Source organism: Vibrio sp. V09_P4A23P171, from assembly GCF_963875615.1.
Lineage (GTDB): Bacteria > Pseudomonadota > Gammaproteobacteria > Enterobacterales > Vibrionaceae > Vibrio > Vibrio anguillarum.
In genome coordinates, this window is the sequence record NZ_CAWNMR010000033.1 from 58,133 (window position 1) to 74,472 (window position 16,340).

At 42.4% G+C, this 16,340-nt stretch carries 13 protein-coding genes; 9 read left to right on the forward strand and 4 right to left on the reverse strand.

Annotation, left to right across the window (positions count from 1 at the left end):
* Positions 1-486: 486 nt before the first annotated feature.
* The 4 genes from AACT23_RS10875 to AACT23_RS10890 all read right to left on the reverse strand — a co-directional run bounded on the left by AACT23_RS10875 (position 487) and on the right by AACT23_RS10890 (position 8,409).
* Positions 487-2,265: an EAL domain-containing protein gene (locus tag AACT23_RS10875; protein WP_017048098.1), complete on the reverse strand. Its 1,779-nt coding sequence runs from the start codon at positions 2,263-2,265 to the stop codon at positions 487-489.
* Positions 2,262-5,828 (reverse strand): hybrid sensor histidine kinase/response regulator, encoded by a 3,567-nt coding sequence (locus AACT23_RS10880; protein WP_094128863.1) that lies wholly within the window; start codon positions 5,826-5,828, stop codon positions 2,262-2,264. The genes AACT23_RS10875 and AACT23_RS10880 overlap by 4 nt, the downstream gene beginning before the upstream one ends.
* A gap of 206 nt (positions 5,829-6,034) precedes the next feature.
* Positions 6,035-7,279, reverse strand: a complete 1,245-nt coding sequence (locus tag AACT23_RS10885) for an NAD(P)/FAD-dependent oxidoreductase (RefSeq protein ID WP_094128866.1) — start codon at positions 7,277-7,279, stop codon at positions 6,035-6,037.
* A gap of 23 nt (positions 7,280-7,302) precedes the next feature.
* Positions 7,303-8,409 carry a class I SAM-dependent methyltransferase gene (locus tag AACT23_RS10890; RefSeq protein ID WP_094128869.1) on the reverse strand — a complete coding sequence of 369 codons (1,107 nt, stop codon included), beginning with the start codon at positions 8,407-8,409 and terminating at the stop codon, positions 7,303-7,305.
* A gap of 115 nt (positions 8,410-8,524) precedes the next feature.
* Between AACT23_RS10890 and AACT23_RS10895 the strand changes: the two genes are divergently transcribed.
* The 9 genes from AACT23_RS10895 (at position 8,525) to AACT23_RS10935 (ending at position 16,334) form a co-directional block, all read left to right on the forward strand.
* On the forward strand, positions 8,525-9,262 hold the full coding sequence (locus AACT23_RS10895) for a beta-ketoacyl synthase chain length factor (RefSeq protein ID WP_094128872.1): 738 nt from the start codon (positions 8,525-8,527) through the stop codon (positions 9,260-9,262).
* A complete protein-coding gene (locus AACT23_RS10900; RefSeq protein WP_029189783.1) occupies positions 9,256-10,029 on the forward strand; it encodes a lysophospholipid acyltransferase family protein in 774 nt (257 codons plus the stop codon). The genes AACT23_RS10895 and AACT23_RS10900 overlap by 7 nt, the downstream gene beginning before the upstream one ends.
* 191 nt (positions 10,030-10,220) lie before the next feature.
* Positions 10,221-10,481 (forward strand): phosphopantetheine-binding protein, encoded by a 261-nt coding sequence (locus tag AACT23_RS10905; RefSeq protein ID WP_019282451.1) that lies wholly within the window; start codon positions 10,221-10,223, stop codon positions 10,479-10,481.
* Between the two features lie 15 nt (positions 10,482-10,496).
* Positions 10,497-10,754: an acyl carrier protein gene (locus AACT23_RS10910; protein WP_013856486.1), complete on the forward strand. Its 258-nt coding sequence runs from the start codon at positions 10,497-10,499 to the stop codon at positions 10,752-10,754.
* Positions 10,754-11,311, forward strand: a complete 558-nt coding sequence (locus tag AACT23_RS10915; protein WP_013856485.1) for a hypothetical protein — start codon at positions 10,754-10,756, stop codon at positions 11,309-11,311. The genes AACT23_RS10910 and AACT23_RS10915 overlap by 1 nt, the downstream gene beginning before the upstream one ends.
* Before the next feature lie 7 nt (positions 11,312-11,318).
* A complete protein-coding gene (locus tag AACT23_RS10920) occupies positions 11,319-12,704 on the forward strand; it encodes an AMP-binding protein (RefSeq protein ID WP_094128878.1) in 1,386 nt (461 codons plus the stop codon).
* Positions 12,705-12,726: 22 nt separating this feature from the next.
* Positions 12,727-13,095, forward strand: a complete 369-nt coding sequence (locus AACT23_RS10925; RefSeq protein ID WP_094128881.1) for an ApeI family dehydratase — start codon at positions 12,727-12,729, stop codon at positions 13,093-13,095.
* A complete protein-coding gene (locus AACT23_RS10930; RefSeq protein WP_094128884.1) occupies positions 13,079-14,809 on the forward strand; it encodes a glycosyltransferase family 2 protein in 1,731 nt (576 codons plus the stop codon). Before AACT23_RS10925 ends, AACT23_RS10930 begins: the two co-directional genes overlap by 17 nt.
* Positions 14,790-16,334 (forward strand): HAL/PAL/TAL family ammonia-lyase, encoded by a 1,545-nt coding sequence (locus tag AACT23_RS10935; RefSeq protein WP_094128887.1) that lies wholly within the window; start codon positions 14,790-14,792, stop codon positions 16,332-16,334. The genes AACT23_RS10930 and AACT23_RS10935 overlap by 20 nt, the downstream gene beginning before the upstream one ends.
* The last annotated feature ends 6 nt before the right edge of the window (positions 16,335-16,340 follow it).

Below are 16,340 nucleotides of genomic sequence, written 5' to 3' on the forward strand. Positions count from 1 at the left end.
TTCCTTGAGAGCTCTCTAGCATCGCTAGAACTTTAGATTTATTTAGCGCAAAAACTAAGCAGAAAAATCTAAAAACTCCTAAGGATAGCGGCACACATTAGCAACCATTGAAGTAATTTGCCATAAAATCGTAGCAAAAAAATGCATAATTCCATGGTTTACCTAATGGAATAGATAAATAGCCCAACAATTAACTCAAACTCAGTGAATTAAAGTTACCAAGTGCCATCTGGTCAGACCATGGTGCTAAATCATCTAGTGTTGAGTACATTTTCAGCACATTTCACTGGAAAATCAGCCTTTTTTTAACATCTTAGTTACGTTAGATCTAACTTAAAGGGATAATCCTGCCATCTGAAAATAAAATCCGTGAAGAGTGTCACTAAAATCGATTAACAATAAATTAACAACGTGTTGATTGGTAATAATAAATAAACACTTTCACCGAAAAGTGTAATCTAATGCTTACGCAAATCGACATTCAGTTTAAGCGATGCTCAAACTGGCACTAAGATGATCGAGCTCAATGTAACGAATCAGCTCCATGGCCGAACGAATGCCCAATTTACTTTGAATTCTCGCTTTGTAAGTACTGACTGTTTTCTGATTAATATCCAGTTGATTAGCTATCTGCTTATTGGTCAAACCTTGAATCAACAAATTTGCCACACTCAACTCTCTGCTGGATAGTCTTTCATTGAGTCGAAAACTAGGTTGAAAATTAACTGTTCGCCCAACCTCCCCCATTATGCTCTGAATGGTGTCAGTCAATGCAGCTGATTTCACAATGTGGCGCGCATGTGCAAGTTCTGCAGATATTGCTTCATGATATTCATTGAGAAAAATAAGTCTTCCCTTAAAATTCATCGATTCAATATGCTGATGCAACTGCAAACTAGCGTCTTTACTGCAGTAGCTATCCACAACCACTAAATTAAAAGGTAAATCACGCAATCTCTTTACAGCGCAAGCGAGATCACTGGCAACGACCACCTGCGTAACGCGTTTTTCTCTCATCAACATTTTTCTTAGGGCATTAGCGCTAGTCGAATTTTCTCCAACTAATAAGCAATACACACCATCTTCAATACTTTGATGGCTTAACTGCTTGCTGATATTTTTGCTATACAGTTCAGCGAGATCGCCAATCGGCATCGGCATCGCCGAATAATAACCTTGGCAAGTATCCACGCCTAAATGACGTAAATATTGCCAAGTATCTTCGTCCTCCACACCTTCGACAACACAATGCAAGCCTAAGGATTGCGCTAGCAATAAGCACATGTTGGTGAGTTGCTGGTTTTTATAATTGGTGGAGAGATCACGGACAAAGCTTTGATCTACTTTAAGTTCTGTAAAGGGTAATTTCGAAAGCTGACTTAGAGAGGCGTAGCCTGTGCCAAAATCATCAATGGATAAACCAACACCATGCATTCTTAAACGCGCAAGATTAGCCAGTGATGCTGTCGTACCGTTATAGACATGATCTTCCGTCAGCTCGAGCGTAAGTTTATCAGTGGGAAACGCGTATTTGTGACAGAGAGTAAGAATAGGGTCACAGATCAGCTGTTGTAAATTACTCTGGGAGATATTGATTGATAACTGGAGATCGGCTGACAAACTGCCTAAAGCCGATAATGCTTTATCCAAAACAATTAAAAACAGCTTATCCATCAAATTCAGCTCTTCAATAAGAGGCAGAAAATGCGCAGGGCTTAATACACCATGAACTGGGTGATCGAGTCGGACAAGTGCCTCGACTCCAACCATGGCACCCGTTTTAAAATCAAACTGAGGTTGATAGTAATTGAATAACCAATCTTCACTGAATGCTGTTTCTATCTCTTTGTACCCTAATGAGATAGGCGTAATGCTTGCGGCCTGTTGTTCACACTTCACATGAAACGCATGAATCACGGTTTCAAGTTGCTCAATAGAATAGGGTTTTCGCAAAACATCGACAAAATTAAAGCTCGCTAAACAGCACATGTTATAAGTAAGGTCTAACACGGCATCGTCAACAGCACTCAATATAATAATTCCGAGTGAAGGATGTTTATCCCCAAGCATCGACAAAAGCGTAACTCCGTCCATTTCCGGCATATGAATATCACAAAAAACCAGCGATATCTCTTTGCGCAAGCATAAAGCCAACGCTTGGTGTCCATTTGCTGCAATATCGACATTATTCAATCCAAGTTGTCTGAGTTTCAGTTTCAAACTCGTGGCTTGAATTCGATCATCTTCGACAATCAAAATGTTCATTCGTCATCTACTCGTTGCTGTTTATCTAACCATTCTTGTGCTTGTGTAATCACGATTTTCATTTCCATTATCAGTCGTTGTTTTGCAGATACAACAGCTTGTGGTTCTAATTCGCGCTCCAAGCTAACCGCAAGACTCGCGAGATAATCCAGTTGAAGCGCTCCGGCAGAGCCTTTAACACGATGGGCTATCATTTTGTAATCAGAATCATGCTTTTCGAGTCTATCGACCTCGGCCGCTAAAGATTCTGCCACAACAGAAGCAATTTCACTTTTTTCACTCGGTAAAAAGCTCTCAAGCCAGCTTTTTGAGTCAACATTTACTAAAGGATACATAGAAAGATAACCACTCAACATAGTATACAGCGACGCCAACGAGTAGGGTTTATACAACACGTGTTCCATACCAGACTGGTAAGCCTTCTCTGCGATCAACCGTGAATCTTCTGCCGTACAACCGATAACCACCTTATATCTCTCTTGCGGAATATGATTTTTAACAAATCTTGCTAAAGCGAAACCATCCATTTTAGGCATATGGCAGTCCGTTAGTAGTAAATCGAACTGGCTGTCTTCGCTTTGTAAAAGATGGCATGCCTCTTCTCCATCACCAACAATGGTTGCTTGCACACCAAGTTCATGCAGCTGTTTTTTTAATAACAAACGGTTAATAGCGTCATCATCAACCACCAAAACATGCCCGCAAAGTTTCATTTTTTTCGGTTGAACCAGCACTTGCTCACTATCTTTTATCTTATCAATAAGCAGGTCAGGATAGAGATGTTTTTTGGTCATTATCGCGTCAAAATCGACCAAGGATACACCACCTTGACTCACCGAAACCTGCCAACACTTCAGCCACTCGATAATGCGTTCGTTAGTGCAACGGTAGTGACGTTGACTCAACGGTTCAGACAAAGGCTCACCACAAATGGGAAGCACTATCGTTACTTGAGTCCCCTCATTCAGCGTACTGGAAACCGTAATATGACCATCCATTAGATTGACTAAATTCGATACTATTGACATACCAAGCCCAGTACCGCCATATTGGCGAGTAATGGTTTTATCCGCTTGCATGAATGGCTTAAATAACGAATCCAAGTGCGCTTCATTCATTCCGCACCCCGTATCTTTTACGGCAAAGACTATCTGTTCTTCCGTCAATTCAACATGGATGGAAACCGTACCTGCCGTAGTGAATTTAACAGCATTGGCTAATACATTGGTAAGAACCTGATTTAAGCGTAATGCATCAAACTTTGCGTAAATAATAGCTGTCGGCACCCAATCAACAACGAACTCAACGCCTTTCAACTTAGCACTCGCTTCAAAGCTTCTAATGGTGGGACATAACTCTTCTAAAATATTATGCTGGCGTATATCTAATTGTAATTGCTGAGCTTCCATTTTTGAAAAATCTAAAATCTCATAGACATGGTGCTTAATTCTCTCGGCAGAACGAATTGCATTCGTCAATAACAAACGGCTCTCATCGTTTTTAATTCGAGTTGATAAAATCTCCATCAACCCTAGCATGGCCGCAATTGGCGTTCTAAGCTCATGACTCATTACAGCTAAAAAATGATTCCTCGCATCTACAGCTTCTAGTGCCTTATTATTAGAATCACGTAATGCCAATTCTGATAGCTTGAGTTCTGTGATATCACTGCAAACGGTCAAGTAATGAGTATCCCCACTCTTGGGATGCGCAATCGATTCATGATTAATGACATAATATTTCTCATCAATCTGATAGTGTTTATTCGACAGATCGACAGATCCGATGCCAGTACATATGAGGCAATTCACATCATCACTAATTAGAGAAGCCTTGCTACATTGCTTATATGAACGGTTAGATAACACTACTTTCCCATTCACATCTGAAATGAAGATCATGCTGGGTATTTTATCGAGCAAATCTGTCAGCCATTGCACTTGAACTTCTGAAAGTTTTGAACTGATTTGACTGTATTTTAAGGAACTTTTTAACTTGTAAAATATAATTATCCCAAATAATAATAAAAACAAAAAAATACACATTGCAATCAAAGAATAGATTGTAACTTGCTGCTTATCATAACCATAATTCACATTCACTTTCTTATGGAGTGATTTTAGTGCATTAATCTCAGACTCAGTTACCATAGTTAAAGATCGGCTGAGCATTTCAAACAATATCGACTCATCCTTTCGAAAGACCATACCGATATTAATAGAGTAACCTTCATTATCTATTGCTGGAAGTATCAAAAACTTATCACCAAGGTATGCCATTTGCTGATTTATAATATCTTGATTCATTAAGGCATGAGTTATCTTACCTGATTTTAAATCTAGAATAACCTTTTTAAGATCTCTATAAACTTTAACTTTTTTATTATCTTCATAGATTTTTAAGTGGCTATATAAGTAACCAGTACGATCTAATATCGCTAATTTTTTCTGTTGAAAAGGCTTTTTAGTGACCACATAACCAAATTGTAAATTAGTGTAAGGTGGGGTCGCTATAAAATCACGATTATCGATGTCATCGACATTTAATGAAGGCAATAAATCGACTTCATTATCGATAAGCATTTGTCTAATATCTCTACCATTGGCCGGCACATACTGAAATTTAAGAAAGCTTTTTGACTCAATGAGCTTGAGTAAATCATGGACATATCCCTTCACCTGATTATCACCCTCATCACAATAAGAGAGTGGATATATATCTTCTTCTATGGTGTATCTGACAATTTGATTGCTATTTTCTTGACTTAATAATTTTAGGCTATCTTTATTATTCAAAAAATAAACATTAGTCGAGTCTATCTTATTAGCTGTATTTCCTGTTGCTTCAGCAAGAATGAGTTTATCAAAAATGCTTTTTAATTCATTATTTCCCATCGGCAAAATGATTCTATTTATTTCGACACCTAATCGACCATCTGCAATAATCTCACCGTCATATCCAGAATTAGGGCTGATATAATGATTGAGTGATATATAGTTGGTTATCGTTGCATCGGCTAAACCTTGCTTCATCATTTCTGCTGATTCTAAGAAACTTTGTGCTAGTAATATGTGTGGGTAATGGCTCTGCTCTAATGTTTCACAATAAGATGAACCTTGTACGCAAACCCATTTCAAATGATTCATATCTTGCTGATTTAATTTTTTGTCCCTTAGCCAAATCACTCGTAGGTTATTATAGAGCGGCAAACTGAATAAAATGTTTTTTTCTCTCTCTTTTGTTTTGCTAAAACCAATAGCAAAATCCACATCACCACCATGCACAGCAGCAACAAGATCAGTTATCGATTGATAGCTACGATATTCAATTTTGACATCAAGCTCTTTTCCTATTCCTACCGCATAATCATGTTGAATACCGATTGTATTCTCAATACCGCCCCAATAAGGTAGCCAAGGTTCAGACAATACACCCATTACAATGACTTTTTTTGTTTTTAAATAGGTACGTTCCGAATCTGATAAATAATCGGCGGCATAAACAGTATTAAAAAGTAAGTTAATTGCTAAAATTAACAGCAAGTAGATACGTAACAAATTCATTCTCGTGATATTGATTCCAATATCCAACTAGTTTAACGATCCTGCTCCTCATTGCCAAGAATAGGGCATCAGAACAAAATTGATTAAAATACATATTTATCAACACGTTAATGCGGTGTAGGAATAATCTTACAAGAGAATAAACCCATAAAATTAAAATGTGAGATGCATATCCGCACCAAAACATAATTTCGGTGCGGATATTATTAATGAGATGAAGTACGAATAATTTCAGCTAAACTTGATAAGCGTCGTTGATGCTCAGCGACATAAGGATTACTACGATCCCAGGCATATCCTGCAAGAATAGAGCAAATCATCTGCTTTATTCTTGGATTGGGCGTTTGGTAAAAAATCACCTCTTGTAACATGCCGTTGTACCAACCTTCCACATAAGTGCGGAACGTATCCACTCCGACCATTAATGGCTGAGAATACTCTTGCTGCCAATCTACACTTTCGTTTTTTAGTTGGCGTACAACGCAAGACACTGCTAACTGAGCCGATTTCATGGCTATCGTTACACCTGATGAAAACACCGGGTCTAAAAATTCACCAGCATTGCCTAATAACGCATAATTTACCGTGGCCAAGTGCTTAACATTTGCAGAATAGCCGCCTAGCTCACCAGCAGGATTAGGATATTCGGACTTCGAAAGCAGTTCTGCCAGCTCAGACATTTCATTCACCAACTGCTGGATCGCCGCAATTTTATCACTTGGATAGCCGTCAAAAAACGACGGTTCACCGACAACACCTAATGAACATGTGCCGTTAGAAAAAGGAATGAGCCAGTACCATACGTCAGGATTACGCGGATGGACGGAGATCAGTATCTTGTTTCGGTCGTAGTCTGGTTGTTCAGGGGAGATATGATCAATGATATGGGTAAAGATGGCTTTTCTCGGAGGTAAACACGATGGCTCTTCCAAACCGAGTAACTTAGGCAATACTCGGCCAAAGCCACTGGCATCCAGCACGAAGTCGGCTTCAATTTGATACGTTATGCCGTGTTGATCCGTCACCAATAATTGTGATTTATTCTCTTCAAATTCGATATTCGTCAGTTGATGTTGATAACGAATTTCAACCCCTTGCTTAACAGCAGAATCCGCTAATACTTTATCAAATTGACTACGCTGTACCTGAAAAGTGGTTCCCGGCCCATTCGAATATTTGTCGGTAAAATCAAACTGAGCGTATACACCATTTTTTCGAAAGGCTGCACCATTTTTATATTGAAAACCCGCACGCATAACATCAGGCAACATTCCCGCCGCTTCTATCACTTCCATACAAGCAGGTAATAAGCTTTCGCCAATAGAAAAGCGTGGGAAAAGTGCTTTTTCGATAACCAACACACGTATGTTTTGCGCATGGAGTAATGCCGCGGCAGTCGAACCCGAAGGGCCCGCACCAATGATAACAACTTGAGTTATCTCTTTATTCATGAATTGACTCGCATCGATTTTAATTAAGCTTGGGCTTTTAGCTCTAACAAGGTGTGGCCAAGGCCAATATTGTCGGTTCGTTTGATCACCTGTAATCCTGCTGCTTGAACGATTTCTAAGAAATCTTCGCTGCGATAGAAGCGACTATTACCATTTGCAAGGCAGGTAAAATACAAAGAGGTGGCATTGAGGCTATAAGAAGCCGCATCGTACTTCTGTGAATCCCAGAACAGTTCCAAAATATAAACCGTCGAATATGCAGAAAGATTGTCGCGAACGCGTTTTAAAATACTCAAAATTTCCATTGGCGAAAAACAGTCTAAAAACTGGCTCATCCACCACACGTCCGCATTTTTTGGTAACGGTTGTTCTTTATCGAGCATGTTGGCTGGAAAAGGATGAATACGCTGCGTAAAACCTTGTTGCTGCGCGTTAGCCATCGCCATTTCCAACTGTTGTGGCAGATCCACAATCGTCACTTCAACGTCTGAATCATAGTGACAACATTGCAGTGCCCATTTACCCGTATTGCCACCAATATCGACCAAATGTTTCGGTTTTTTACGAAACACTTCTTTCAGCAAAATAGGAAAAGAACGATCGGAATAGAAGTGATCGAATTTGAACCAACTCTCTTTAGCTTGCTGGGGCAAACGCGATAAACCTTGGTAGATGGTATCCCAATCGCCGAGTTCTTTCAGACCAGCAGGCTTGCCTTCGGTGATCGATTCGGTTAAGTGCATCATGGCGGCATAACAAACGTCTGCCGTGAAATCCATATTGGCTTGCGTCATCCCATCATGCAGCAAAAAAATGCCTAGATTAGCCAATGAATAATTCGGTTTATCCCATAAAACAATATGGGCACTGATGGCCATATCGAGCAATACTTTAACGCCATACTCTGACACGCTCGTTTCTTGAGCAATTTGTTCCGCATTTAAACCTTTTTCGCCAGCATTATCTAATGCAGCCAATATGCCTAAGTCACGTAATGTACGCGCCGTATGAAAAACGATGGGGGCAAAAGATAATTTTTGAGCTTCGGTTTTTGCCTCTAAAGCGTTATAAGGATCTATTTTTTGATTTAACACATTAAAACCTAACTTTAATTTGTGAACAATATCCAAACACTTAATCTAAGTTCGACTCAATTCTTAAAAATCAATATTTAAGTCAAGGATACAAACGTTTATAGTTGCGAAGAATAATCTTGTGCCATAGTATTTAACCCTATCAAAAACAATGCAATATCTTATGTCAAATCAACAGCAAATAATCACGTTAAATATTGATACTTGGGTTGCAAATTCTGCAGGCTTATCTCACCCTACTGATTGGCAAAATTGGGCAAGAGAAGAGATTTGGCCTGACGATAATACGCTCAACACAGACCATATTCCTCCTATGATGCGCCGCAGAATGAGTAGTTTGAGCAAATTAGCCGTGCAGACTGCACTGACTGCTATAGAATCACAACATATTGATTACATGGTATTTTCATGTCGTCATGGCGAGCTTCATCGTAGCGTTGAAATCGTGAAGTCGATATTGATTGGCGAAGAAGCCTCACCAATGGCGTTTTCACAATCTGTTCATAATACAGCGGCAGGCCTAGCAACCATCGCTTCAAAACAACCGATCCCGTTAACCTCGATTGCAGCAGCACAAAACACATTTCAAAGTGCCATATTAGAAGCTTGGCTCTATTTAAATGAACACCCTAGTCACAAAGTGCTGTTGGTTGATTTTGATGAGCCATTACCTAGCGACTACCAGCAATACGAAGAGTGGCAGTTTCAAGGCTATGCCTTAGGGTTAACCCTGTCTCACGGTTCAGATTTTACGCTCTCTATGCAGATGTCTGATACCAAGCCACAACAGCCGCAAGCATTGTCGTTTCTTCACCACTATTTGTCAGAAAAATCTGAATGGATCATTGAGGGCTCGCAAAGCGCTTGGAAATGGCAACGAAAATGTTAGAGTTCAACCGCTACTGGCGTATTGCTGCTACAGGTTTTTGTTTTTTTATATTTGGTTTAGGCGGATTAACGCTGAGTTTTATTATTATCCCACTGATTGCATTATTTTCATCGCAAACAGATCGTCGAGAATATAAAGTTCAAAAATCAATCCAAAACTCATTCAATATATTTTGTAAGTTGATGAAATTAACAGGTGCCATCGACTATAAAATAACCAACGCAGAACTATTAAAACAGGATAAAAGCTGCCTTATTATCGCCAATCATCCAAGCTTAATTGATTATGTTCTCATTGCATCACAACTTCATCAGTGCGATTGCTTGGTTAAATCAGCTATCTGGGCCAATCCTTTTATGAAACGGATTGTTCAAGCCGCAGGTTATATCCCCAATGAAACACCTGATGATTTGTTAAATGTGTGCGAGGAACGCATGAGCCGCGGAAACGTATTATTGATTTTCCCTGAAGGCACGCGAACCACACCCGGTGTTAAACCCAAATTGCAGCGCGGTGCGGCGCAAATCGCAATCCGAACTCAAAGAGACTTACGCATCGTACATATTACCGTTTCTCCGAGTTTTCTCACAAAAGAGCAAAAGTGGTACCAAGTTCCTAAAACCAAACCCTTTTTCCATGTGGAGATAAAGGGTAAAGTTGTCGTCACACCTTTTATTGAAGGTGCTGATAACCCCACCACTGCAGCACGACGTTTAAATCGCCACCTTGCAGAGGTGATTTTCCCCCAAAACAATAACCAGAAATGACAAAACTATTGAAGTTATCGCCCCATAACGTCGAGTTGCAGCGAAGCGGAAAGTGAGTAAGTCCCCCATCCGTATAGATAACGATATGATTGGGGTGAGCGAACGTAGCCAACACCGCTGCAACTTTAAGTGGGGAAGTGTATATCAAGGTTTTGTTCAAAACGGCTAGAACATTATATAAGTAGGTTGAAGTGGAAATACTACACACAGAAATAAAACAGCTCATTATCGACGCACTAAATCTTGAAGATATCTCAGTTAACGATATCGAAACTGACGCACCACTTTTTGGTGATGGGTTAGGTTTAGATTCTATCGATGCTTTAGAGCTCGGTTTGGCCATTAAAAAGAAGTATAATATCGTCATTGACGCTGATGACTCCAATACTCGCCAACACTTTGCATCAGTGGCAAACTTAGCAAATTATATTTCATCTCAAACTAGCCACTAATAAATAGATAGCGTTATGACAGAAGTAAACCAACAACAAGTATTTGATCAAGTTAAAGAAGCTCTCGTTGAACTATTTGAAATTGATGAAGCCGATATTCAACCAGACGCTCACCTTTATCAAGATCTCGATCTCGACAGTATTGATGCTGTAGATCTTGTCGTTCACTTACAAAAAGTGACTGGCAAAAAAATCAAGCCTGAAGAGTTTAAAACCGTTCGCACCGTCAATGATGTGGTGGAATCGGTTATTGAACTTGTTAAGGAAAGCTAATGCGGCGATTGCTGACGATTTTGTCTGCAATCGTCCTGCTTACCTACCCACTCGCGGTCTACTTCGGGATTAATCAGTTTGGTTTGCAAGCTATAGGGGGCTTCTTAGCCGCTATTTTTGCTTTAAGAATTCTTTCTGGTTGGCAAGCCAAGCTTCAAGAACTGAAGCAACTGGCTTGGCTTAGTGGGTTCGTTGGTATCACTTTGGTGACTTTGGGGATGTTCTTTCAGCAGCATGGTTGGCTACTGTTTTACCCTGTTGTGGTTAATGTATGTCTTTTGGCTCTTTTTGCCTTGAGCCTAACGCAACCGCAAACAGTGATTGAACGGCTGGCGAGGCTGCAAGAGCCTGAACTTCCTCAAAGTGGCATTGAGTACACACGCACGGTCACTAAAGTGTGGTGCCTCTACTTCATCATGAATGGAGCCATCGCACTTTATACCTGCTTCCAATCTATCGAGATCTGGACGTTGTATAACGGATTGATCAGTTATCTCCTTGCTGGCAGCCTCTTTGTAACGGAATGGCTAGTAAGGCAAAGGATTCGCAAAGGCTAGGTACGCTATGACTTTCGGCAACCCCGATTTTTGCTCGCTTGCAACGTTACTCTCCTCTCCAAGAAACGATTCGCATTGTGTTGCTTTTGACCTCAATAACACCATTAACTGGGCAAACTTTGTCGCCGATGTCAGCCAACTAAGCCGGCAATTAGCATCGCGAAATGAACATCATATTGCACTGTGTGCTGGCGATAGCTATCGGTTCTCAGTCGGTTTTTTCGCCGTCTGCTGCACGCAAAAATCATTAATTCTGCCCGGTAATTATCAACCTGCGGCACTGGCAGAACTGAGCCAACACTTTGAGTTGTTGCTGTGTGATGAGGCAATAACAATACCCAATTCAACGCCAACTCTCTCTCTTAACCATTTAGCGCTACCCAACGACATGCGCGATGAAGCCGTTTGTTTTGCACCACTTTCATTAGAGACACAAACCGTGACGCTGTTTACGTCAGGCTCCAGCGGTCAGCCTAAGGCTATCATCAAAACACTGCGGCAGCTTGAAGCTGAAATCGCCATTTTAGAGCAGCTTTGGGGCGAACAGCTCATTGGTGCAAAAGTGGAAAGTACAGTTTCTCATCAACATATTTATGGGCTGCTATTTCGTGTGTTATGGCCACTGTGTGCAGGGCGAGCATTTGCCCGCCACAACTTGGAATTTCCAGAACAAGTGACCGCACATGCGCATCCGGACACTGTGCTGATTAGTAGCCCTGCGCTATTGAAACGCTTATCACAAGAGCATCAGCCAAGCCCAATGCGCACACTGTTTTCTTCCGGTGGCCCGCTTCCCTACTCTGCTTCTTGTCACGCAAAAACCCTGTTTGGGCAACGACCTATCGAAGTGTATGGCAGTACGGAAACTGGCGGCATCGCTTTTCGGCAACAGCACAGTGCAACGCAGCAATGGCAGCTTTTTCCTACTGTTGAAGCAAGACTTAACAGCGAGCACTGCTTAGCCTTGCGCTCTGCACATATTGATCCAAATCATTGGTATCAAACAGCCGATGAATGTGAGCTTTCCGACCAGCGGCACTTTACCTTGAAAGGTCGCACCGATCGCATCATCAAAATCGAAGAAAAACGGATCTCACTGGTTGAAGTGGAGCAGCGTATTGAACAACTGCCGTGGATCAGTGAAACAGCCGTGTTACCACAGCAAGACGGTGAACGTTTGATCTTAATCTCAGCGATTGTACTGTCAGCCAGCGGCACTGAAAAATTAGCTCAACTTGGAAAGGGGAAGTTCTGGCTGTTGCTGCGCTCTGAACTGCGCCAATGGTTAGAACCTATTGCTGTACCTCGACGCTTTAGAGTGGTAAAAGAGATCCCTCTCAACAGCCAAGGTAAGCGCCTTGTTGCTGAACTAGAAACACTATTCCAACCATAAAAATAACGAAGCCCAATAGATTATGGCCAAAAGAACACCCACATTATTATGTGCTGAAACTCAGCCTCACACGGTGAATTTGACGCTGCGCGTTGACGCCGACATTATTGATTTTTCAGGACACTTTGCACATTTTCCATTGCTGCCAGGCGTTACCCAAATCGATTGGGCACTGCGCTATGCACGAGAATACTTATCTGTACCCACAAGCTTTCAAGGTATGGAAGTGATCAAATTCCAAGAACCTATCTTGCCAGACATGACCGTTCAACTGGCATTTAGTTGGGATGAGGAAAAACAGAAACTCGCGTTTAGTTATAGTTCGCAGCGTGAGGGTTTAAATATCATTCACTCATCAGGAAAAATGAAGTTGGGTGAAATCTGTGGCTGATTATCAAGCTTGTTTTTTAATTCCGTGCTACAACCACGGCAGCACAGTAGCAGAAGTTGTCTCATCACTCAGCGCATTTGAACTTCCCATTTTACTGGTTGATGATGGCAGCAATCAGCAAACAAAACAGGCGTTGAGCAACGTCGCCCAGCAAACACATGTTCACCTAATTACCCTAGAACAAAACCAAGGAAAAGGTGGCGCGGTAATGGCTGGCATTCGCCAAGCGCAGCAGTTGGGGTTTAGCCACGTCATCCAAATTGATGCCGATGGCCAACATGATTTACAAGCGCTGCCTAAATTACTGGCCGCGTCAAAGCAACATCCAAACCACCTAATTTCTGGTCAGCCGATTTACGATGACAGCGTACCCAAAGCGCGTTTATATGGCCGTTACGCAACGCATCTTTGGGTTTGGATTGAAACGCTATCCTTTACGATCAAAGACAGTATGTGTGGTTTTCGCGCGTATCCTGTAGACCTCACCGTTGAGGTGCTCAATAACCATAAGATCGGCACGCGCATGGATTTCGACATCGAAATCTTAGTTCGCATGTATTGGCACGGGGTCGATATCGATTTTGTGGAAACTCGCGTCATTTATCCTGAAGGAGGCGTCTCTCATTTCGATGCACTATGGGATAACATCAAAATCAGTTGGATGCACAGCAAATTATTTTTTGGCATGTTACCGCGTATTCCTCAACTGCTGAAACGCAACCAAAGCAGGCACAACAAAAGTGGCGCAGAGCCAAACCAGCACTGGTCAAAGCGTCAAGAACGAGGAACGATTCTAGGTATTAAAGCGTTACTGGCGGTATATAGCCTACTCGGGCGGCCAATTTTTAACCTGATGCTGAAACTTGTAATGGGCTATTACTACCTTACCGGAAAACAAGCTCGCCAAGCCTCTGAACAATATTTACAGCACTTACAAAGTTACGCAAACCGTCGCCAAATCACGCTGCCAAATCATCTCTCTAGCTATAACCATCTGCTCTCTTTTGGCCACACTATGCTGGATAAATTGGCGGCATGGAAAGGCGATTTTTCGGTAAAAAACTTGACCATCCATGGTCAAGAATCATTCCAAGCCCTAGTAGAACGTAAACAAGGAGTGCTTCTTTTAGGATCTCATCTTGGAAATATTGAACTGTGCCGCGCTCTGGGACGTCGGCATTCTCAGATTAAGATCAATGCGTTAGTCTTCACCGAGCACGCCGAACGCTTCAATGCGGTAATGAAAGCGATCAATCCCAACTCAGAACTGAACCTCATTCAAGTGAGCCGTTTGGGCCCTGATACCGCTATTTTGCTTCAACAGAAAATAGAGCAAGGAGAATGGGTGGTGATCGTCGGAGATAGAACGTCCACCAGCAAAGAGACCCGAGCCGTATGGGCCGATTTTTTAGGCCAACCCGCACCGTTTCCACAAGGCCCTTTTATGTTGGCCTCGGTGTTGAAAGCTCCCGTCTACCTTTTGTTTGGCTTAAGAGACGAACGTTCTAAAACTCCACATTTTAACGTCTATTTCGAGCACTTTAGTGACAACATAGATTTACCGAGAAAAGAGCGACAAGCGGCGCTAGCGCAGGTAGTACAACGCTACGCTGATCGGCTGGAACATTACACACTGCAAGCTCCACTGCAGTGGTATAACTTTTTCAACTTTTGGACTCTAAGTAAACAGCAGCATGATGATTCAGACAGATAACCGCATAACTTTTGGCGTCGATCGCCTCACCATTGAAGATGTTGTCGCGATTTCGCAAGGCGCGCAGGCCAACCTCAATTCTTCAGCGGAATTCACCGCTAAAATTGATCGCGGCGTCGCTTTTCTAGAACGACTTTTAAAAGAAGAAGGCGTGATTTACGGTGTAACCACCGGCTATGGTGATTCATGCACCGTTGCCATTCCGCCGAATCTAGTAGACCAATTACCACTGCATTTGACTCGCTTTCACGGCTGTGGCTTAGGCGAGATATTAAGCCATCAGCAATCTCGCGCAGTATTAGCAACACGCTTGTGTTCACTAGCGCAAGGTGTCTCTGGTGTGAGCCATGAACTGCTTAACCAAATCGTCACCTTGATCAACCACGATATCGCCCCTCGTATTCCACAAGAAGGTTCGGTCGGGGCAAGCGGTGATTTAACGCCACTCTCCTACCTCGCGGCCACACTGATTGGTGAGCGCGACGTGCTTTATAAAGGTGAGATGCGCCCAACTCAAGATGTGTTTAACGAACTGGGTATTCGCCCGATCAAGCTAAAACCAAAAGAGGGATTAGCGCTGATGAACGGCACATCAGTCATGACTGCTTTGGCCTGTTTAGCCTATAAACGCGCCGAGTATTTAACTCAACTCTGCACCAAAATTACCGCCATGGTGTCTGTCGGTATTCAGGGTAACGACTTCCATTTTGATGCCGCGCTATTTGCCGTCAAGCCGCATCCTGGCCAGCAACAAATCGCAGCATGGCTACGCGATGACTTACAAGCAGAGCGCCCACCTCGCAACAGTGATCGCCTGCAAGATCGCTATTCATTGCGCTGCGCACCCCATGTGATTGGCACCGTGCAAGATGCACTGCCGTGGCTACGTCAACTGATTGAAAATGAGCTCAACAGTGCCAACGACAACCCCATCATCGATGGCGATAATGAACGCGTACTGCACGGCGGCCATTTTTACGGCGGCCACATTGCCATGGCAATGGATACCTTAAAAACACAGGTTGCTAACCTAGCCGATTTGCTCGATCGCCAAATGGCGCAATTGATGGATTACAAATTCAACAACGGTTTGCCGTTTAACTTAACTGGCGCAGAAGGCGAAAGAAAACCGATCAACCACGGCTTTAAAGCCGTGCAGATCGGCATTTCAGCGTGGACGGCCGAAGCCTTGAAACATACCATGCCTGCCAGCGTTTTTTCACGTTCGACTGAGTGTCACAATCAAGACAAAGTCAGCATGGGAACCATTGCCGCGCGTGATTGTCTACGTGTGCTTGAACTGACAGAACAAGTGGCGGCCGCCTCGCTGTTGGCAGCGACCCAAGCAATAGAATTGCGCAAACGTCATCATGAGCTGGATGAGCAACACATGAGTCACAATATCAAGCAGATGCGCTTAGCCGTGTTACAAGAGTTTGATTTTGTGGTAGAAGATCGTCCGCTAGAACATGATTTGCGCCACTTTATTAGCCGCATTCAACAACGCCACTGGACACTTTACTAGGAAGCG

Bases quoted from the DNA above. Each gene is read 5' to 3' on its own strand.
- AACT23_RS10880 (WP_094128863.1), bottom strand. From the start codon at position 5,828: ATGAATTTGTTACGTATCTACTTGCTGTTAATTTTAGCAATTAACTTA.
- AACT23_RS10900 (WP_029189783.1), top strand. From the start codon at position 9,256: ATGTTAGAGTTCAACCGCTACTGGCGTATTGCTGCTACAGGTTTTTGT.
- AACT23_RS10910 (WP_013856486.1), top strand. From the start codon at position 10,497: ATGACAGAAGTAAACCAACAACAAGTATTTGATCAAGTTAAAGAAGCT.
- AACT23_RS10875 (WP_017048098.1), bottom strand. From the start codon at position 2,265: ATGAACATTTTGATTGTCGAAGATGATCGAATTCAAGCCACGAGTTTG.
- AACT23_RS10895 (WP_094128872.1), top strand. From the start codon at position 8,525: ATGCAATATCTTATGTCAAATCAACAGCAAATAATCACGTTAAATATT.
- AACT23_RS10915 (WP_013856485.1), top strand. From the start codon at position 10,754: ATGCGGCGATTGCTGACGATTTTGTCTGCAATCGTCCTGCTTACCTAC.
- AACT23_RS10925 (WP_094128881.1), top strand. From the start codon at position 12,727: ATGGCCAAAAGAACACCCACATTATTATGTGCTGAAACTCAGCCTCAC.
- AACT23_RS10935 (WP_094128887.1), top strand. From the start codon at position 14,790: ATGATGATTCAGACAGATAACCGCATAACTTTTGGCGTCGATCGCCTC.
- AACT23_RS10920 (WP_094128878.1), top strand. From the start codon at position 11,319: ATGACTTTCGGCAACCCCGATTTTTGCTCGCTTGCAACGTTACTCTCC.
- AACT23_RS10885 (WP_094128866.1), bottom strand. From the start codon at position 7,279: ATGAATAAAGAGATAACTCAAGTTGTTATCATTGGTGCGGGCCCTTCG.